Source organism: Glycomyces paridis (assembly GCF_004912155.1).
Taxonomy (GTDB): domain Bacteria; phylum Actinomycetota; class Actinomycetes; order Mycobacteriales; family Micromonosporaceae; genus Glycomyces; species Glycomyces paridis.
On record NZ_STGX01000005.1, the window covers coordinates 163,749 to 182,429 of the forward strand.

Below are 18,681 nucleotides of genomic sequence, written 5' to 3' on the forward strand. Positions count from 1 at the left end.
CCCGGCGGCCTCTGAGGCCGCCGGGGCCCGCGGGAGTCGAGCCGCGGGCTGCGTTCCCTCGTGGCGCTGAGCGCCGCGGCGTTCACGTGGACGGCTCGGCCGGTCAGCGCCCGAGCCAGCCGCCGTCGACCGGGATGACCGTGCCCGAGACGTAGTCCGAAGCGGCGCTGGCGAGGAAGACCGTGGCGCCCGCGAGGTCGTCGGGGCGGCCCCAGCGACCGGCCGGGATGCGGTCGAGGATCGCCTTGGAGCGGTCCGGGTCGTCTTGCAGCGCTTGGGTGTTGTCGGTGGCGATGTACCCGGGGGCGATGGCGTTGACGGTGACGCCGCGGCCGGTCCACTCGTTGGCCAGCGCGCGGGTGAGTCCGGCGATGCCGGACTTGGCGGCCGCGTAGCCGGGGACGTTGATGCCGCCCTGGAAGCTCAGGAGCGAGGCGGTGAAGACGATCTTCCCGCGCCCGCGGTCGAGCATGGACCGGCCGACGGCGCGGGAGAGCGCGAACTGGCTGGTGAGGTTCACCCGGAGGACCTCGTCCCAGTAGGAGTCGGGGTGCTCGGCTGCGGGCGCGCGGCGGATGGTCCCGGCGTTGTTGACGAGGACGTCGACCGGCTCGGCGGCGAGCGCCTCGGCGAGTTCGGCGACGGCTCCGGGGTCGTTGAGGTCGGCGCGCAGGGCGCGGAAGGAGCGGCCGAGGGCGGTGACGCGGCGCTCGATCGCGGAGCCTTCGGGTTCGATGGTGGCGCTGACGCCGATGACGTCGGCTCCGGCGGCGGCGAGGGCTTCGGCCATGGCGAAGCCGATGCCGCGCTTGGCGCCGGTGACGACGGCGAGGTGGCCGGTGAGGTCGAAGGGGTTCACGAGTGCTCCTGCCCCGCTTGGACGTCGATGAGGATCTTCATGGCGGCCCCGGCGGTGAGGGCGTCGAACGCGGACTGGACGTCGGCGAGCGGCACGGTCCTGGTGATGAGGGCGTCCGCGGGGATCTCGCCGGAGTCGAGCAGGGCTACGGCGGTGTCGAAGTCGTCGCGCTGGTAGACGCGGGCGCCGAGGAGGCGCAGTTCGCGCCAGAAGACCCGCTGGAGGTTGACCGGGCGCGGCTCGGGGTGGATCGCGACGACGACGAGCGTGCCGCGGACCTTCGCGTAGTCGACGGCGCCGAGGACCGCCGCGGCGGCGCCGGAGACCTCGAAGACCACGTCGGCCCCTGCGCCGCCGGTCCACTCCTCGACCGCGGCGACCGTGTCGTCACGGGGGTCGAGAGCGATGAAGCCGAGGTCGGCGGCCTGCTCGCGGCGGACGGGGTCGAGCTCGATCACGATCACCTCGCCGCCGAAGGAGCGGGCGACCGAGGCGATGAGCACGCCGATGGGGCCGCCGCCGATGACCACCGCCTTGTGCCCCGGTTCGAGTTCGGCGCGGCGCACGTCGTGGACGGCGACGGCCGTGGGTTCGACCAGTGCGGCGTGTCGGAGCGGGAGCGTCGCCGGCAGCGGCACGAGCAGCGCGGCGTCGACGTTCCAGCGGCTCTGCAGTGCGCCCGGGGAGTCGATGCCGACGAAGTCGAGGTTCTGGCAGATGTGGGCGTTGCCGGCGAGGCAGGCGGGGCAGGTGCCGTCCCAGGCGAGGGGCATGACGGTGACGGGGTCGTCGAGGGACCATCCTTCGACGCCGTCGCCGAGCGCGGCGACGGTGCCGCTCATCTCGTGGCCGATGACGGCGGGGGTGTTGACGCGAGCGTCCATGTGCCCGTTGAGGATGTGGAGATCGGTGCCGCAGATGCCGGTGTAGGCCACGGCGATCTGGACCTCCCCGGGGCCCGGGGGTGTCGGTTCGGCCTCCTCGACGGTCATGGTCCGGTTCCCGGCGTAGTGTGCGGCGAGCACGGTGCCTCCCTGGGTGGTGGGGATCGGTTGCGGTTGAGGATCGCACACATTCACCGGTTGCGCAATCGTTTGATCATCCGGTTTCACGATGGGCGATACTGGAACGATGGCGAAACTCAGCGATGTGGCGGCCCGTGCGGGCGTCTCGGTGTCGGCCGTGTCCAGGGTGCTCTCGGGCGACCCGTCCGCGCGGGTGAGCGCGGCCACGCGAGAGCGGGTCCGGCGGGCCGCGGACGAGGTCGGCTACCACCCGAACTTCGCCGGCCGGGCGCTCAAGCTCGCACGCACCGACGTCATCGCGCTCATCGTCCCCGACGTGACGAACGCGCTGTTCGCCGAGCTGACCCGCGGCGTGGAGGACGAGGCGGTGGCGCGCGGCTGCGTCATGCTGCTGGCGCGGAGCGAGGACATGCAGCCGGGCGGGCGCATGTTCGACCGGCTCGTGGGCGAGGGGCGGGTGGACGGCATCGTGCTCCAGCCCCGCGACGGCACCGACCCGCAGGAGCTGGCCCGGTCGGTCGGCGAACGGGCGCCGCTGGTCACGATCCACCAGCCGATTCCCGGCGCGAGCTCGGTCGTCGTGCCCGACGCGCTCGCGGCGCGGCTCGCCACCGAGCATCTGATCGCGTTGGGGCACCGCAGGATCGGTTTCGCCGGAGGCCTCCCGGCGTCGCCGACCGCCAGGCGCAGGGCGGAAGGGCACCTGGCGGCTCTGCTCGGAGCGGGCGTCCCCGGTGTCCCCGAACTGGTCACCTGGCGCGGCTACCGGGAGTCCGACGGGCGGGCCTCCACCGCCGAGCTGCTCGCGCTCCCCCAGCGGCCCACCGCGATCGTGGCCGCCAACGTCAACGCCGCGATCGGCGTCCTCGCCCAGGCCAGGGCCCAGGGGCTCACCGTGCCGCGCGACCTGTCGGTGGTCGCGATCCACGACGCCTGGACCGCCGAGCACACCTGGCCGCCGCTGACCTGCGTGCGTATGCCGCTGTACGAACTCGGCCGGATCGCGGTGACCACGCTCGCCGAGGCCGTCGACGGCGGCCCGGTCGTCCACCGGGGAGTGGACCGTCCGGAGCCGGTGCTCATCGGCCGCGAATCGACCGCCGCTCCGCACGGCTGAGGCGCCCCGGCTTGCGCCGGGCGGCGCTCCCGGATAGTGTCGACGGTTGATCAATCGTTTGCGCATTCATCGGGACCGCCCCTCGCTCCGCACCGGACCCGCACGGCCGCAGACCGACCGAACCGAGGACACCCGCATGCCGATCATCGAGGCCGTCGAGACCCACGACGTCCGCTTCCCGACCTCGCAGACGCAGGACGGCTCCGACGCGATGAACAAGGACGGCGACTACTCCGCCGCGTACGTCGTCGTCCGCACCGACGACCCCGGACTCACCGGGCACGGCTTCACCTTCACCATCGGACGCGGCAACGACATCGTCACCGCCGCCGCCCTGCAGCACGCCGTGAAGCTCATCGGCCGCGACCTCGACACCGTGGTGAACGACCTGGGCGGCCTCTACCGCGAACTCCAGTCGGACTCGCAGTACCGCTGGCTCGGACCGGAGAAGGGCGTCGTCCACATCGCGCTCGCCGCGGTCATGAACGCCGTGTGGGACCTCGCGGCGCGCGCCGCGGGCAAGCCGCTGTGGCGGCTGCTCACGGACATGACGCCCGAGCAGCTCGTCGACGCCGCCGACCTGCGCTACCTCTCCGACGCCCTCACCAGCGAAGAGGCGCTCACGATCCTGCGGGGCCGATACGGCACCCGCGCCGAGCGCGTCGCCGAGCTCGAAGCCCGCGGCGGCTACCCGTGCTACACCACCAGCGCGGGCTGGCTGGGCTACAGCGACGACAAGCTCCGGCGGCTGCTCCAGGAGGCCGTCGACTCCGGCTACCGCCACGTCAAGCTCAAGGTCGGCGCCGACCTCGACGAGGACCGCCGCCGCCTGCGCATCGCCCGCGAGGTCATCGGCCCGGACGCCAAGCTCATGATCGACGCCAACCAGGTGTGGGACGTGCCGGAGGCCATCGAGTGGGTGAACGCGCTCGCGGAGTTCAAGCCGCACTGGATCGAGGAGCCCACCAGCCCCGACGACGTCCTCGGCCACGCCGCGGTCCGCCGCGCGGTGGCGCCGATCGGCGTCGCCACCGGGGAGCACGGCATGAACCGGGTCCTGTTCAAGCAGATGCTCCAGGCCGAGGCCATCGACTACCTCCAGCTCGACGCCGCCCGGCTGGCGGGGGTCAACGAGATCATCGCCGTCTACCTGCTGGCAGCGAAGTTCGGCGTCCCGGTGTGCCCGCACGCCGGAGGCGTCGGCCTGTGCGAACTCGTGCAGCACCTGTCGATCTTCGACTACGTCGCCGTCTCCGCGTCCCTCGAGGACCGCGTCACCGAGTACGTCGACCACCTCCACGAGCACTTCACCGACCCCTGCCTCGTCGCGAACGGCAACTACCTGCTGCCGGCCCGCCCCGGGTACTCCGCCGAGATGCACGGGGCCTCGATCGAGCGGTACGCCTTCCCCGACGGCTCGTACTGGCGCGAGCGCTGACGGGCCGGGGCGAACGGCGCCGAAGGGTCAGGCCCGCGGCGAGCGCAGGGCCCGGGGCGAACGGCCGAACTCGGCGCGGCAGGCCTTGTTGACCGCCTGGAGGTCGGGGATGCCGACCGAGGCGGCGACGGCCGGGATGGAGAGGGTCGACTCCCGCAGCAGGTGGGCGGCCCGTTCGAGCCGGCGCCGCCTGACGTGCGCGACCACGGTCGTGCCGATCTCGGCGCGGAAGAGCCGCGTGAGGTGGTTGTGCGAGAGCCCGACCGCCGCGGCGACCTCCGGGACCGTGATCGGCTTCGGCAGGCGCCCTTCGATATAGGAGAGCGCGGCGGCCACCGCGGGGCGGCCTCCCCCGGCGGCCGGCCGCAGCTGCGTCAGCCGCCACAGGACCGCCCAGGCCTCGGCGCTGGCGCGCGCCGGCATCCGATCGGCACTGGCGATCGCCAGCCGGAGCATCGCGTCGAGCACCGGCGCCGCCGCCCCGGCGTCCTGCATGACCGGCACCGGGTGCGCCTCGCCGCCGTCGGCGAGCCGGGCGTGGAGGTAGAGGTGCTCCGAGCGGCCCCGGTAGCGGTAGTGGACCTCGGCGTCGGCGGGGATGAGGCTCACGTGCCCCGGCCTGATCTCGTGGACCGTGCCGCCGACCTCGAGCTCCCCTTCGTAGGAGTAGAGGTGCAGCTGCCACAGGTCGGGCAGGCGGAAGCTCTCCGCAAGCGTGTTCAACCCGTGGACCGACACGCCGGCGTTCACGACGACGGGCGGCTCTTCGAGCGGCACCTTGATGATCTGCACGGTGGAAACCAACCACTAGTCGGGGACTGCTGCCCATTGCGGTGGGCAAGGTACTCCACAGACTCGTCGCTCGGCAACCACCGCACCGCTCCGAGCCCGCGTGCCGACGGTCCGGAGGAGGCCCTGTCCGTTCGGCTCAAGCCGACTGCCGCAGGGACATGACGGCCCAGGGCGCCAGGTCGACGTCGAGTTCGAGCACGCCGGACTCGGGGACGGTCAGCGTGTACCGCAGCAGCGCGTCGGCGACCTCGCCGAGGTGGCGGATCTCGGCCCGCGAGGGGTTGATCGGGCCGCCCATGCGGTGCCAGGCCTCGGCGACGTTCCCGTGCTCCCAGTCGAGGACCTCCACGAGGAACGCCGCGCCCGGTTCGAGCCCCGCGATCGAGTGCCGGATGCGACGGTGGGGGCCCAGGTCCGCGAGCGCGCGCGTGGCCTCGTAGGAGTCGGCCGAGCCGATGGAGGCCAGCCCCATGTCCTCCGGATAGTTGAAGAACACCGCCGACACCGCCGAGGTGGCGCTGTCGCGGGTCACCGCGCCGTGCGGGGTGGACAGGAGCAGGCGGTCGCCGAGCCGTCCGAGCATGGCGAGGGCGTGGAAGGTCGGCTTGTGGACGCCCTGCTCGTTCACCAGGCCGAAGCCGCCGTGGAACGGGCCGATGCCGGCGCCGCCCTCCTCGAAGACGTCCGTGAACGCCCAGTAGGAGATCGAGTCGGCGAGCGTCGCGCACTGGAGGTACGCGCGGGTGATCGCGGTGGCCGCGAACACGGTGTCGTGCATCCGGTCTCGCGAGGAGGGGGAGGTCGACCACTCGGTCAGGTGGATCTCGGCGTCGGGATAGGCGCTGGCCGCGATGCGGTCGCGCAGCAGGACCAGGTCGTCGGCGGTCGCGTCGGCGTACCGGGACAGGTGCACGCCGACGCCGTCGGAGCCGAAGGCGTAGTCGGTCGGGTAGAGGTGGGTCGAGACGAAGTCGACCGGGACCGCCCGCTCGGCGCACCACTGGAGGAACTCCTCGATCCACACCGGCCGCCACTCCAGGGCGTCCACATCGGCCGCGGCGGCGGTCGCGTGCGACTTCGCGGGGTCCTCGACCTCGCCGGCGTACCGGTCGTCGGGTACGAAGACGCTGGTCGAGGGCCCGCCGACCCGCAGTTCGGGGTCGATGCGCCTGAGGGCCAGCGCGGTCTGCTCGTAGAGTTCGAAGTACTGCGTGCGGGTGCCGGTCCAGAAGTGCGGCACGAGGTTCGGTTCGTTCCAGACCTCGAAGCGCCAGCGGCGGACCTCGTCGAGTCCGTAGCGGTCGATCCAGTGCTCCACGGTCCGGGTCACCAGTTCGACCCAGCGCGCCATGTCCTTGGGCGGGCTGCAGTGGGCGCGCCACCAGAACAGCGTCTCGGTCTGCGTGGCGAGTTCGCGGGGCATGAAGCCGAGTTCCACGAAGGGGCGGGCGCCGGTGCCGAGGATGAAGTCGAACACCTTGTCCACGTAACTGAACGTGTGGACCGGCGAGGCGAGCGGGGTGTTCGGTCCGAAGCCGCCGCCGTAGCTCTCGCGGTAGACGAACATGTCGTCGTGGAACAGGCCGTGGAAGCGGAGGTACTTGAACCCGAGGGTGTCGACGGCCTCGCCGAACTGGGCCTGCCAGTCCGCGCGCAGGGCCTCGTTCGCCCTTCCGGCGCCGACGCATTCGCTCCAGGCGTGCGGCAGGTCCGTCTCGGGGCGCGTCTCGCCGTCGATCCGGATTCCGGGTGTGCTGGTCATGGTCTCACTTCGTTCGTCGGCGGTACCCGTGCCTCGAAATATTTTCGAAAGGTGTCCGAGGTCGGCTCACCATATCCCGCCTGCATGATCGCGTCAATCTGCCGCTTGAAGTGCACTTTCTCGGGGTGCTAGGATCGAAATATTTTCGGAACGGTGAAGGGAGGCGGTGTGAACCGGCGCATTCGACCTGCGAGGGTCACCCTGGCCGACGTCGCGGTGCGGGCCGGGGTCTCGCAGGCGACGGTCTCGAAGGTCCTCAACGGACGCGAGGACGTCTCGGCACGCACGCGCGAGCACGTCCTCGGCGTCATCGCCGAGACCGGGTACCGGCCGACGACGCCGCGGCACGACCGGCCCCGCGGGCGGGCGCTCGCGGTGGTGGTCGACTTCGTCGCCTCGCCCTACGCGGGGACCGTGCTCCAGCAGATCCTCGCGACCGCCGCCGAGACGTCCACCGAGCTGCTGCTCCGGCTGCCGCCGAACCCGTCGGGCTCCATGACCGCCGAGGCCGGCCGCGACTGGGTCGCGCAGCAGCAGGACTCGGGCGCCGTCGGCGTCGTCGAACTCGCCGTCGCCATGCCCGAGGCGGTGCACGTCGCCGCGAAGGACCGCGACCTGCCGGTGGTGGCGATCGACCCGATCGGCGCGGCGGGCTCCGAGGTCGTCAGCGTCGGCTCGGCCAACTGGGCCGGAGCGTGCTCGGTGACCGAGCACGTCATCCGCCTCGGGCACAGCGCGATCGCCTGGGTCGGCGGCCCGCGGAACTCGGCGCCCTCCGCCGAGCGCTTCCAGGGCTACCGCGCCGCCCTGGACGCGGCCGGGCTCGCGCCGCGGCCCGAACTGGTCCGCCACGGCGCGTTCTCGGTCGAGTCGGGACTCGCGATGGGCCACGACCTGCTGACGCTCCCGACCCCGCCGACCGCCGTCGTGGCCGGCAACGACGAGATCGCCATCGGCGTCCTCGCCGCGGCGAAGGAGCTCGGCGTCGACGTCCCCGGGCGCCTGTCGGTCACCGGTTTCGACGACACCCCGCAGACCGAGTGGACCGCGCCGCGGCTCACCTCGGTGCGCCAGCCGCTCGCGGGTATGGGCCGCATGGCCGTCGAGACCGTCCTCGGCATGGCCGAGGGCGCCCGGCCCGCGTCCCGGCGCCTCCAGCTCGCCACGTCCCTCACCGTTCGCGACTCGACGGGTCCGGCCTGAGGAGCTTCGACCGGTTGACCCGCGCCGCCGCCCCCTGCTAGGTTCCTTCGCTGTGGAATCCCTCGACATCGAACACCGCGGCCGGACCCTTCGCGGCGTCCTGCACCTCCCGGCCGGACCGGCGGTCGCCGCCCCCGCGCTCGTCCTCTGCCACGGCTTCGGCGGCAACCGCGCCGAGTTCGGGTACACCTTCGTCCGACTCGCCCGGCGCCTCGCCGCCGCGGGCGTCGCCGCCTACCGGTTCGACTTCGCCGGCTGCGGCGAATCGGACGGGGACTTCACCGAACTCACCGTCTCCGACCAGGTCTCCCAGGTCGTCGCCGTCGTCGACGCGCTGGGTGCCCACCCGGCCCTCGACCCCTCCCGGATCTCGTTGCTGGGCATGAGCCTCGGCGGCCTCACCGCCTCCCTCGCCGCCGCCCGCCGCCCCGTCCGCTCGCTCGCCCTCTGGGCCCCGGCCGCCGTCGCCGTCGCCATGGACGGCCCCGCCGCGAAGCGGCGCGCCGACGCGATCGCCGAACACGGCTACGACGACTTCGGCGGGCTGCCGATCCACCTGCCGTTCACCGAGGACGCCGCGGGCATCGACCCGTTCGCCGACGCCGCCCCCTATGCCGGGCCGGTCCTCCTCGCCATCGGCTCCGAGGACTTCGTCCTCGGCCCCGACCTCCTCGAGCGGTACCGCCAGACCTACGGCGACCGCCTCGACCTCCATGTCTTCGACGGCGTCGGCCACGGCTTCGAGACCGTGCCCGCCCGCGAACGGCTCCTCGGGCTCACCGAGGCCTTCACCGCCGACCACGGCTGACCGCCGGTCACCGCGGGTCGTTCGGGGCCGAGCGGCTCGGCCCCGAACGGCCGTCAGGCGGAGGTGAACAGGCGCGGCAGGAGGTCGATCAGCGACCGCTGCCACACGTCCCAGCCGTGCGGGCCGGGGATGACGGGCGCGAACTCGTGGACGACGCCGCGGTCCTCCATCGCCGCGATCAGGTGGAGCGTCGGCACGTAGGTGAAGTCCTGGCGGTCGCCGGAGTACACCCGGATCAGTGCGGTGCCGGCGTTGACGGCGTCGATGTCGGTGCCCTCCGGCGGGACGCCGAAGGCCGACATCGCGCCGATGTAGGCGAACGCGCCGGGGTGCGCCCACAGTGTGCTGAGCGTTTGGCCGGATCCCATGGACAGGCCCGCGAGTGCCCGCTGCGCCGGGTCGGCGCTCACGTGGTACCGCTCTCCGGCGGTCGGGGCGATGCGGGTGGTGATCTCGGTGGGGAAGTCGACGCCGTTGCCGTCGGCCATGACCACGACCATCGGGACGATGGCGCCTCGGCGGTGGAGGGTGTCGCCGGCGACGGTGAAGGTGCTCCAGGCCGGTTCGGAGTGCACTGCGGTCGGGTTGTTCCGGTCTTAGCGGTAGACGGCGTCCACCGGGCTGTCCGGCACCGCCGTCGACCACGGATCGCTCCCCGCGGCCGCGGACGGCAGGTCGCGCATGGCCTCCGCGCCCGCCGCCACCAGGGCCATGAGCGCTGCGGGCACGGCACGGTCCGGCACTCGTCCTCCATCCGACTCGATCATCGTCGACTCCTTTTTCGTGTGTTGTTCCTCGATCGGCCGGGAGGGGCGACCGAATCGAACGTCGGTACCAGGCTTGTAAACCGATAAAGCGATGTCAAAAGCGTCGGCGGGCGCAGGGGTCCGGCCGGTCTCGCGGTGCTCAGCCGATCCTGCGCAGCCGGACCAGGGCGCTGGCCGGATCGGCGTCGGCGAGGCCGAGGTCGAGGCCGTGCTCGGCGAGGATCGCGCCGTGGTGGACCCGGCCGGTCGCCGTGTCGCGGTAGCGGGCGGCGGGGTCGAGCCCGTGCAGCGGCAACGGCGGGTCGGGGTACCCGAAGCGCCGTTGGAGGCGCCAGGCGATGACCGCGGACTCCTCGCCGCGGTGGTACTGGACGCCGCGCACCTGCCCGGCGCGAAGCGGGAAGCGGCGTCCGAGCTGGACGGTCTCCCGCACGTCCTTGTACTCGGCCACCAGTGCCGCGGCGCGCGCGAGCTCGTCCTCGCTCCAGCGGCGCAGGTCGCCGCCGACGGCGAGCGCGCCGGCCATCGCGACGTGGAAGCGGAATTCGAGCGGCGCCGGGCGGCCGGTGAAGGGGTTCGGGGAGTCGGTGACCCACGCCCCCATGACCTGCGCGGGGTAGACCTGGGCGAATCCCTCCTGGATCGCGAGCCTGTCGACGGCGTCGGTGTTGTCGGAGGTCCACACCTGGTCGGTGCGGGCGAGGACGCCGAGGTCGACGCGGCCCCCGCCCGAGGCGCACGACTCGATGCGGACGCCGGGGTGGTCGGCGCGCAGCCGGTCGAGGAGCGCGTAGTACCCGCGGGTGTGCTCGATCCACAGGCGGTCGCCGTCCTCGGCGTCGGGCCAGCCCGCCTCGGTGAAGGGCCGGTTCATGTCCCACTTGACGAAGTCGATGCCGTGCTCGCCCAGGAGCCGGTCCAGCCAGTCGTGGGCCCAGTCGCGCACGTCGGCGCGGGCGAGGTTGAGCACGAGCTGCTGGCGCGTCTCCGAACGGCGCCGGTGCGGACGGTGGTAGACCCAGTCGGGGTGCGAGCGGTACAGGTCGGAGTCGGGGTTGACCATCTCCGGCTCGACCCAGATGCCGAAGCCCAGGCCGAGGCCGTGGACGTGGTCGATGAGCGGGTCGAGCCCCTCGGGGAACCGGTCGGGGTTCGGGAACCAGTCGCCGAGGCCGGCGCGGTCGTCGACGCGGGCGCCGAACCAGCCGTCGTCCATGACGAACAGTTCGCAGCCGAGGGCGGCGGCGCGTTCGGCGAGCTTCATCTGCGAACCCGCCGAGACGTCGAAACCCGTGGCCTCCCAGGAGTTGTAGAGGACCGGCCGCACCTCGCCCGGATGGGCGAGCACATGGCCGCGCACGTAGTCGTGCCAGGCGGCGGCGCTCGCGGCGAACCCGCCGTCGGTGCACAGGCCCGCCGAGACCGGCGTCTCCAGGGTCGCTCCCGGGCCGAGCGCGAACTCGACCGGGTCGTGCCCGAAGCCGGTCGAGACCGAGACGCGGTCGTCGGTGCTGCGCTCGGCGGTCATGCGCCAGGTCCCGCTCCAGGCGAGCACCGTCGACCACACGCGGCCCGAGTACTCCCCCGCCGTGCCGTCGTCGAACGCCAGCCACGGGTTCGACTGGTGGCCGGTGATGCCGCGGCGGGAGCCGATCAGGGTCTCCCCGTATGGCAGGAGGGTCCGCGTCAACTGGAACTCGGCGCCCCACGATCCGTGGAGCTGGCTGACGCGGTACTCGTCCAGTCTCGGCAGGACCCACGTCGCGGAGTCGGCGCGGACGACCGAAACGGTTTCGTCTCCCCGGTTGCGCAGGGCCAGGCGGCGCTCGATCACGTCCGTGTCGGCGAACGTCCGGTACACGACCCGCACGTCGATCGGGTAGTGCCGATCCTCGAACGCCAGGGCCAGCTCGCCGTCCGCACGTTCGGCGCCGGTGTACCGGAGTTCGAGTTCGGCGGTGCCGTCGGCGAACCGGAGCCGGAGGCCGGTCTGCCCGAACCGGAAGGCGGCGGCCGGGTTGAGGTCGAGCCTCGCGTCGAGCCCGTCGAACACGGGGCGGGCCCGCGGGGCGTGGAGGTCCACGAGGTCGGACGCCTGGTCGGCTTCGAGCCGGGCGCCCCAGTGGAGGCCCATAAGGCGGTCCTCCTCGTCGAGCGCCACGACGTAGGCGGTGTTCGGGGTGTCCAGGAGCCAGATCCGGTCGTCGGCGTGCGGCATGTCGGGCCTTTCGGGTGGTGGCGGTGGAGGGCCGCGCGGCCGCGGCGTGCGGCGGCGCGACGGGTCCGGACTCGTCCGGTCCGTGTCCGAGGCGGTCCGGCCTCAGCGGCTTCGCGGCGGGGCGGAGGTCTCCCGGACTATGAGTTCGGGCTGGCGCCATGAGGGCCTCGGCGGCGCCTCGCCGTCGAGTTTGGACCGCAGCAGGTCGAAGGCGCCGCGGCCCAGGCCGCGGAAGTCGAGGCCGACGGTGGTGAGCGCGGGCACCTGGAACGCCGCGAAGGGGCAGTCGTCGAACCCGACGACGCTCAGGTCGTACGGGACGCGCCGGCCGGCGTCGTGGGCGGCGCGGATCACGCCCACGGCGAGATCGTCGTTCCCGCACAGGATCGCGGTGACCTCGGGGTCCTCCAGGAGGTCGGAGGCGGCGTGGTAGGCCGAGGCGATGCTCCAGTCGCACGCGGCGGGCACGGGCGCCGCGCGCCCGGTCGCCTGCAGCGCCTGCTCCCAGCCGAGCTGCCGCGGCGCCTTCGAGGGGATGGAGAGATAGTGGACGGTGCGGTGTCCCAGGTCGAGGAGGTGCCGCGTGGCCCTGGCGGCGACGGCCCTGTCATCGAGGGCCACGAGCCAGTCGGCGGTCTCGGTCTCGTCGGCGAGGTCGCCCCCGCCGGTGGCGACCGTGGTCGCCGGCTGCGTCGCGCGGAGCGCCCGCATCGCGCGGGTGGTGGTCGCGTCGTGCGCGATGACGATCGCGGGCGACCCCAGGTGCGGGATTCGGGCGAGCGCGTCGGCGTCGCCGCCCGTCCGGACCGGGTTCATGACCGAGACCGAGACGGTGAACCCGGCCGCCCGGGCGGCGTCCTCGATGCCGCTGAGGGTCTCGGAGGCGCCGTACAGGGAGGTGTCGGTGGTCAGCACCGTCACCTCCCTGGCGGCGCCGCCCGCGAGGGCGCGGGCGAGCCGGTTGGGGCGGAAGCCGAGCTCCTCGATCGCCGCGCGGACCTTGGCGCGGGTCGGCGCGGCCACCAGCGGAGAGTCGTTGATGACTCGGGAGACGGTCTGGTGCGACACGCCCGCGTGCCTGGCGACGTCGACGATGTTGACGCGTCGGGGCCTGTCCGTGCTCATGCGGCTCGCTTCCTGGGGTCGGGGGTGCTATTCGTTGGCGATGGCGACGACGGCGTCGGCCGCGGCCTGCGCGTCCTTGTCGCCCAACCAGACTTGATTGAACTCGTCGAGCGCGGCGGTGGAGAACGCGGCGTCGTCGAGCGAGAGCGGGTATTCGGTCGTCGTGCCCTCGGCGGCGGTCTGGAAACCGGAGACGTCGACGCCCTGCCCCGCCCAGTAGTCGGCGAACCGGCCGTTGAGCGAGGAGACGCCGGGCCAGACCGACCCGAGGTCGGCGGCGATGGCCTGGGCCTGTTCGGAACCGAGGAACTCGACGAACTCCCACGCCTCGTCGGGATGCTCGGTCCCGGCGTACACGGCGTTGGACAGGCCGTTGATGACGGTGCCGGAGCCGGCGGGGCCCGAGGGGTTGTCGGCGACCGCCCAGGTGCCGGGCTCGAGCCCGTCGCGGTAGACGCCGAGGGTCCACGAGCCGTCGAGGGCCGTCGCGGCGGCCCCGGCCGTGACCTGCTCCGAGGCGAGACTCCCGTTGGGCTGGTTGGTGACCTCGGCCGGAACGGCGACGCCCCAGCGGTTGTAGAGGTCGGCGGTGAACTGGATGGCCTCGACGCATTCGGGCGCGTCGACGGCGTAGTCGCCCCACGGTTCGTTCTGGAGCTCGCAGCCGTTCTGGACGGCGTAGTTCCACCAGTCGGTCTGGCCGGTGGAGGAGGCCATCGCGGCGCCGTACTGGACCACGTTCTCGGGGTCGAAGTCCGGCGAGAGGGCGTTCTCGCCGTTCGCGTCGACGGTGAGCTTCTGGAGGAACTCGACGTAGGTGCCCCCGTCGACGGGGTTCCATTCGAGGTCGTCGATTTCGGACGGGTCGATGCCGGCGGCTTCGAGCGCGTCGATGCGGTAGACCATCGCGATGGAGTCCCAGTCCTTGGGGAGGCCGTACTGGTCGCCCTCGAACTGCCAGGAGGCGTAGAGGTCCTCGGGGTAGGCGGCGGTGCCGAGCCCGGACTCCTCGATGCGGTCGGTGAGCGGCAGCAGGACGCCCGAGGAGGCGTAGGCGGGGAACCGGGAGACGTGGTTCCAGAACACGTCGGGCGCGGCCTCGCCGGCGAACTGGCTGTCCAGGCCCGGCCAGTACTCGTCCCAGGGCGTCTGCTCGAGCTCGATCCGGATGTCGGGGTGGTCCTCCCCGAAGGCGTCGATCATCGCCTCCAGGGCGGGGCGCTGCGGGTCGTCCCAGAAGGCGTATCTGAGGGTGACGGTGCCGTCGTCCTCGCCGCCGCAGGCGGCGAGCGCCAGCGGCGCGGCGAGTGCGAGCGCGGCCGCGGCTCGAAGTCGGGTCATGGGGACGTGTCCTTTCAGGAGGGGTTCACTTCAGGCCGCTCAAGGCGATCGAGCGGACGATGTGCCGTTGGAACGCCAGGAAGACGGCGACCAGCGGGAGGAGCGCCATCGCCGAGGCGGCGAGTACGAGGTGGTACTGCTGGTTGAACTGCCCCTGCATCTGGGCGATGCCGCGGGTGACGACGCGGGTGGCCTCGGAGTGGGTGATGATCAGGGGCCAGAGCAGGTTGTTCCAGGTGTTGACGAAGGCGACGATCGCGAGCGTGCCGAGGATGGGCCGCGACATGGGGACCACGATGCGCCACAGGACGGTGGCCGTGCCCGCGCCGTCGATGCGAGCGGCCTGCTCGATCGACTCGGGGATGGTCTTGAAGTACTGGCGCAGCAGGAACACGCTGTAGGGCATGAGGAACCCGAACACGAACGGCAGGATCAGCCCGACGTGGGTGTCCACGAGCCCGAGCTCGCGCACGATCACGAACGTGGGCACGAGGGTCACGATCTGGGGCACCATCATCGTCCCGATGTAGGCCCAGAACAGGGCGTCGCGGCCCGGGAAGCGCAGCCGGGCGAAGGCGTACGCGGCGAGGGTGGCGACGACGAGCTGGCAGGCGGTCACGGTGACGGCGACGATGAGGGAGTTCGCGGCGAACAGCGCGAAGTCGTAGCGGCTCCAGACCTCGGCGAAGTTCGACAGGATCGGGTTGCGCGGCGGCAGCCAGGGGTCGGAGGAGAGGACCTCGCGCCCCGACTTGAACGCGGCGCCCGCGGTGAGCAGGTAGGGGCCTGTGGACACGAGGGCGCCCGCGGCGAGCAGGGCGTAGAGGAGGATTCGTCTCATCCCGGCGCCTCCTAACTGAAGTCGTAGACGGTGCGCTTGCGGAACAGCAGGACCTGGAGCAGCGTGATCGCGGCGATGACCGCGAACAGGACCACGGCGAGCATGGAGCCGTAGCCGGCGCTGCGCTGCGTGAAGGACTCCAGGTAGATCTGGTAGTTCAGGGTGGCGGTCGATCCGGCGGGGCCGCCGGCGGTCATGACGTGGATGGTGTCGAAGACCTGGAACGATCCGATGACGCTGGTGACCAGGACGAACAGCATGGCGGGGCGCAGCAGCGGCAGGGTGATGGCGAAGAACCGGTGGGTCCGCGAGGCGCCGTCCACGTCGGCCGCCTCGTAGAGCTCGGCGGGGATCGCCTGGAGTCCGGCGAGGAAGAAGAGCATGGTGTAGCCGGTGTACTGCCAGACGTTGACCGAGGCGACGACGGGCATGGCCCAGGCGGTGTCGTTGAGCCAGGACGCGCCGTCGACGCCGAAGAGGTCGAGGAACCGGTTGAGGCCGCCGTTGACCGGATCGAAGACCCAGCGCCAGATGACGCCGAGCGCCACCGGCATGGCCATCCACGGCAGCACGTAGATGACACGGAAGACGTTGCGTCCCTTGATCTTCGAGTTCAGCACGAGCGCGAGCAGGAGCGCCAGGACGGTCTGGATCGGGATGTTGAGGAGCACGTAGTAGAACGTGTTGCCGATGGACTTGAGCGCACGCTCGTCCTCGGCGAGGTCGCGGTAGTTCCGCAGGCCCACGAACTCGGGGTCGGTGAGGAGGTTCCATTCGAAGAGGCTCAGCGCGAACACGGCGGCGATGGGCAGGACCAGGAACACCGCGAAACCGACGAGACTCGGTGCGAGCAGGGCGTACGCGGTCGCGGTGGAGCGGTCTCGGCGCGTCCGGCGAGCAGGGTCGACAACAGGATTGAGAGCGTTCACAGTCGATGAGGGGTACCTGGTCCCGAGTCGCGCCACCGAAGCCTCCCACCTGCACGAGTGATCTAAGAAGTGACAATCATGAATGTTAGGGCTCACAGGAGCACCCGTCAAGCGGTCCTTGACCAGACATCGATTGACATCTATTCTTCCGAGTACGGGTGCGCGAGCATCGCCTCGCGCCACCCGATTCCACAGGTCCGGGCGAACATGCGGGCAGCAATCGCACCGGGCACGTCGACCCCCCTGTTCAGAACATCGACGAACTTGGAGCTCCCATGTCAATGAGAACGCTAACAAAACGCGGGCGCACCGCGTTGCTGAGCACGCTCGCGCTCACCCTCACACTCGGATTCCAGATCCTGGCGCCCGGCACCGGCCAGGCGCAGACCTCCCTCCAGGTGAACCTCGCCGCCGACGTCGGCCCCTCCGAAGGGGTCGGACTCGGATTCCTCTACGGCGTGACCGGGGACGGCACCCAGCCCTCCGACGCGCTCCTGGAACCGCTGCGCATGAACGCCTTCCGCGCCGGCGGCCACATGACCCGCGGCTGGATCGAGGACGGCTACCAGTACGGCGACGCGACCCGGACCATCCTCGACTCGATCACCGACCAGGCCGAACGCTTCACCGCCGCACCCTACGAGGCGCAGTACCAGGCGATCCTCAGCGACATGTACGGTGCCTACGGCGGCCAGGGGGCCGGCACCCTCTACCCCTGCGACAACGGGGACTGCTCGAACTGGCGCACCTTCGTCCGCACGGTCGTCGCGGAGCTGCGCGACACCGGGCTCCCCATCGCCTACGACATCTGGAACGAGCCCGACATCTCGATCTTCTGGGAGCGGCCGGTCAACGGCACCCAGTACTTCCAGATGTGGGACAGCGCGGTCCAGGAGATCCGCGCCACCGACCCGGACGCCCTCATCGTCGGCCCCTCCTTCGCCTACACCCCCGACCGGCGCCCCGACCAGTGGAACACCTGGCTCCAGCACACCAGGGACGCCGGAACGCTGCCGGACTGGATCGCCAACCACACGCTCGGGAACATCGACGACCCGGTCGAGGTCGGCGACGACACCCTGGCGGCGCTCGCCGCCAACGGCATCCCCCCGCTCCCCCTCTCGGCGAACGAATACCAGCCGCAGAACATGCAGACGGCCAACGTCACCGCCTGGTACCTGGCGCGGTTCGCGCAGTCGGACTACGACAACGCCATGCGCGGCAACTGGATCTGCTGCCTGACGCCGAACCTCACGGGACTCCTCGTCCAGTCCGGCGGCACCTGGCAGCCGACGGGGAACTACTGGGTCATGCGCGCGTACGCCGACATGACCGGAACGCTCGTGCAGACCTCCGGACAGGTCGGCGGGACCGCGATCTCGGCGGCGAAGGACGCCGAGAACGAGCGCGCGGTCGCGGTGATCGGCAACATCAACGGCTACACCGGCTCCGCGAACGTCGACGTCACCGGCCTGTCGTCCGTGCCGTGGCTGACCGGCGGCGGCAGCGTGCACGTCACCGTCCAGCGCATCCCCGAACAGGCGCCGCTCGGCTCGCCGCAGGTGGTCTACAGCCAGGACGTGAGCGCCTCCGGCGGCTCGGTCTCGGTGCCGCTGAACTTCCAGAACTCCGGCGACGCCTTCGCGGTCTACCTGACTCCCGCGGACGGCACCGGCACCGACGCCGGCCAGGTCCGCGGCGTCGCCTCCGGGCGCTGCCTCGACGTGCCCGACAGCACCACCACCGCGGGCACACAGGTGCAGATCTGGGACTGCAACGCCGCGTCCAACCAGGAGTGGACCTACACGGGCGGCCAGCTCAGCGTCTACAGCGGCGGCACGCGCCGCTGCCTCGACGCCTACGAGAACCAGACCACCCCGGGCACGCAGGCGATCATCTGGCCCTGCCACGGCGGATCGAACCAGCAGTGGACCCTCGGCGGCGACGGCACCGTCAGGTCGGTCCAGTCAGGGCTGTGCCTCGACGTGTCCGGAGCGGCGACGGCGAACGGCTCCAAGGCGATCCTGTGGACCTGCCACGGCGGATCGAACCAGCGCTGGACGGTGGGGTGACTTGGACAGCGGGGCCCCGTGCGCCGAGAGGGCGCACGGGGCCCGGTTCTCCGATCGAACACCGTTGCACCGCCAGGGGCCGCGTTGATGCACCGGTCATGCGTTAGCGATGCGAAGCGTCAATACGATCATGGTCGGAGGCGACGGTGAACCCGCTCCGTGCCGACTCGTCGGCCCGGCGGGCTCTCGGCCGCCGCACACCGTTCCACCTCGACCAGATGGGAGGCGACATGGTCCTCGCCCTTCAGGCGCTCGACCCGATCGACCTCGAAGGCCCGATCGCCACGGCCTTCAGCAGCCGATCCTGCGTCGCGATCAGCTGCCACAAGTAGTTTCCCGATCCAGAAAGGACCGAGCAATGGTTCTCGCCCTCCAGTCCCTCGA

Annotated in this window: 17 protein-coding genes; 6 read left to right on the top strand and 11 right to left on the bottom strand. The window is 71.7% G+C overall.

Annotated elements, in window-relative coordinates; all coding sequences use genetic code 11:
* Positions 1-103: 103 nt before the first annotated feature.
* Positions 104-859, bottom strand: a complete 756-nt coding sequence (locus tag E9998_RS08725) for an SDR family oxidoreductase (RefSeq protein ID WP_136529315.1) — start codon at positions 857-859, stop codon at positions 104-106.
* Positions 856-1,884 carry a zinc-dependent alcohol dehydrogenase gene (locus E9998_RS08730; protein WP_136529316.1) on the bottom strand — a complete coding sequence of 343 codons (1,029 nt, stop codon included), beginning with the start codon at positions 1,882-1,884 and terminating at the stop codon, positions 856-858. The genes E9998_RS08725 and E9998_RS08730 overlap by 4 nt, the downstream gene beginning before the upstream one ends.
* Positions 1,885-1,990: 106 nt before the next feature.
* Between E9998_RS08730 and E9998_RS08735 the strand changes: the two genes are divergently transcribed.
* Together E9998_RS08735 and E9998_RS08740 are read left to right on the top strand one after the other, a co-directional pair.
* Complete coding sequence (locus E9998_RS08735) at positions 1,991-3,001, top strand: LacI family DNA-binding transcriptional regulator (protein ID WP_136529317.1); 1,011 nt, start codon at positions 1,991-1,993, stop codon at positions 2,999-3,001.
* 136 nt (positions 3,002-3,137) lie between these two features.
* Positions 3,138-4,439 (top strand): L-fuconate dehydratase, encoded by a 1,302-nt coding sequence (locus E9998_RS08740; RefSeq protein WP_136529318.1) that lies wholly within the window; start codon positions 3,138-3,140, stop codon positions 4,437-4,439.
* Between the two features lie 27 nt (positions 4,440-4,466).
* Here the strand turns inward: E9998_RS08740 and E9998_RS08745 are convergent, their stop codons facing one another.
* Positions 4,467-5,231, bottom strand: coding sequence for a helix-turn-helix domain-containing protein (locus E9998_RS08745; RefSeq protein WP_136529319.1), 765 nt, complete (start codon positions 5,229-5,231; stop codon positions 4,467-4,469).
* 136 nt (positions 5,232-5,367) lie between these two features.
* Positions 5,368-6,993, bottom strand: a complete 1,626-nt coding sequence (locus E9998_RS08750; RefSeq protein WP_136529320.1) for a GH39 family glycosyl hydrolase — start codon at positions 6,991-6,993, stop codon at positions 5,368-5,370.
* 168 nt (positions 6,994-7,161) lie between these two features.
* Here E9998_RS08750 and E9998_RS08755 point away from each other — a divergent pair, with 168 nt between their 5' ends.
* Complete coding sequence (locus E9998_RS08755; RefSeq protein ID WP_136529321.1) at positions 7,162-8,196, top strand: LacI family DNA-binding transcriptional regulator; 1,035 nt, start codon at positions 7,162-7,164, stop codon at positions 8,194-8,196.
* A 52-nt stretch (positions 8,197-8,248) separates the two neighbouring features.
* Positions 8,249-9,004: an alpha/beta hydrolase gene (locus E9998_RS08760; RefSeq protein WP_158299740.1), complete on the top strand. Its 756-nt coding sequence runs from the start codon at positions 8,249-8,251 to the stop codon at positions 9,002-9,004.
* A 53-nt stretch (positions 9,005-9,057) separates the two neighbouring features.
* Here the strand turns inward: E9998_RS08760 and E9998_RS08765 are convergent, their stop codons facing one another.
* The 7 genes from E9998_RS08765 to E9998_RS08790 all read right to left on the bottom strand — a co-directional run bounded on the left by E9998_RS08765 (position 9,058) and on the right by E9998_RS08790 (position 16,225).
* Positions 9,058-9,579 (bottom strand): alpha/beta hydrolase, encoded by a 522-nt coding sequence (locus E9998_RS08765; protein WP_136529323.1) that lies wholly within the window; start codon positions 9,577-9,579, stop codon positions 9,058-9,060.
* 21 nt (positions 9,580-9,600) lie between these two features.
* Positions 9,601-9,747 (bottom strand): hypothetical protein, encoded by a 147-nt coding sequence (locus E9998_RS25230; protein ID WP_158299741.1) that lies wholly within the window; start codon positions 9,745-9,747, stop codon positions 9,601-9,603.
* 163 nt (positions 9,748-9,910) lie between these two features.
* Positions 9,911-11,989 (bottom strand): alpha-galactosidase, encoded by a 2,079-nt coding sequence (locus tag E9998_RS08770; RefSeq protein WP_136529324.1) that lies wholly within the window; start codon positions 11,987-11,989, stop codon positions 9,911-9,913.
* Positions 11,990-12,091: 102 nt separating this feature from the next.
* Positions 12,092-13,114 (bottom strand): LacI family DNA-binding transcriptional regulator, encoded by a 1,023-nt coding sequence (locus E9998_RS08775; protein WP_136529325.1) that lies wholly within the window; start codon positions 13,112-13,114, stop codon positions 12,092-12,094.
* A gap of 27 nt (positions 13,115-13,141) precedes the next feature.
* Positions 13,142-14,455, bottom strand: a complete 1,314-nt coding sequence (locus E9998_RS08780) for an ABC transporter substrate-binding protein (protein ID WP_136529326.1) — start codon at positions 14,453-14,455, stop codon at positions 13,142-13,144.
* Between the two features lie 25 nt (positions 14,456-14,480).
* Positions 14,481-15,296 carry a carbohydrate ABC transporter permease gene (locus E9998_RS08785; protein WP_136529327.1) on the bottom strand — a complete coding sequence of 272 codons (816 nt, stop codon included), beginning with the start codon at positions 15,294-15,296 and terminating at the stop codon, positions 14,481-14,483.
* 11 nt (positions 15,297-15,307) lie between these two features.
* Positions 15,308-16,225, bottom strand: coding sequence for a carbohydrate ABC transporter permease (locus tag E9998_RS08790; protein WP_204745336.1), 918 nt, complete (start codon positions 16,223-16,225; stop codon positions 15,308-15,310).
* Between the two features lie 275 nt (positions 16,226-16,500).
* Between E9998_RS08790 and E9998_RS08795 the strand changes: the two genes are divergently transcribed.
* Positions 16,501-18,297 carry an RICIN domain-containing protein gene (locus tag E9998_RS08795; RefSeq protein ID WP_204745337.1) on the top strand — a complete coding sequence of 599 codons (1,797 nt, stop codon included), beginning with the start codon at positions 16,501-16,503 and terminating at the stop codon, positions 18,295-18,297.
* Positions 18,298-18,443: 146 nt separating this feature from the next.
* Positions 18,444-18,629 (top strand): hypothetical protein, encoded by a 186-nt coding sequence (locus tag E9998_RS08800; protein ID WP_136529328.1) that lies wholly within the window; start codon positions 18,444-18,446, stop codon positions 18,627-18,629.
* Positions 18,630-18,681: the final 52 nt, after the last annotated feature.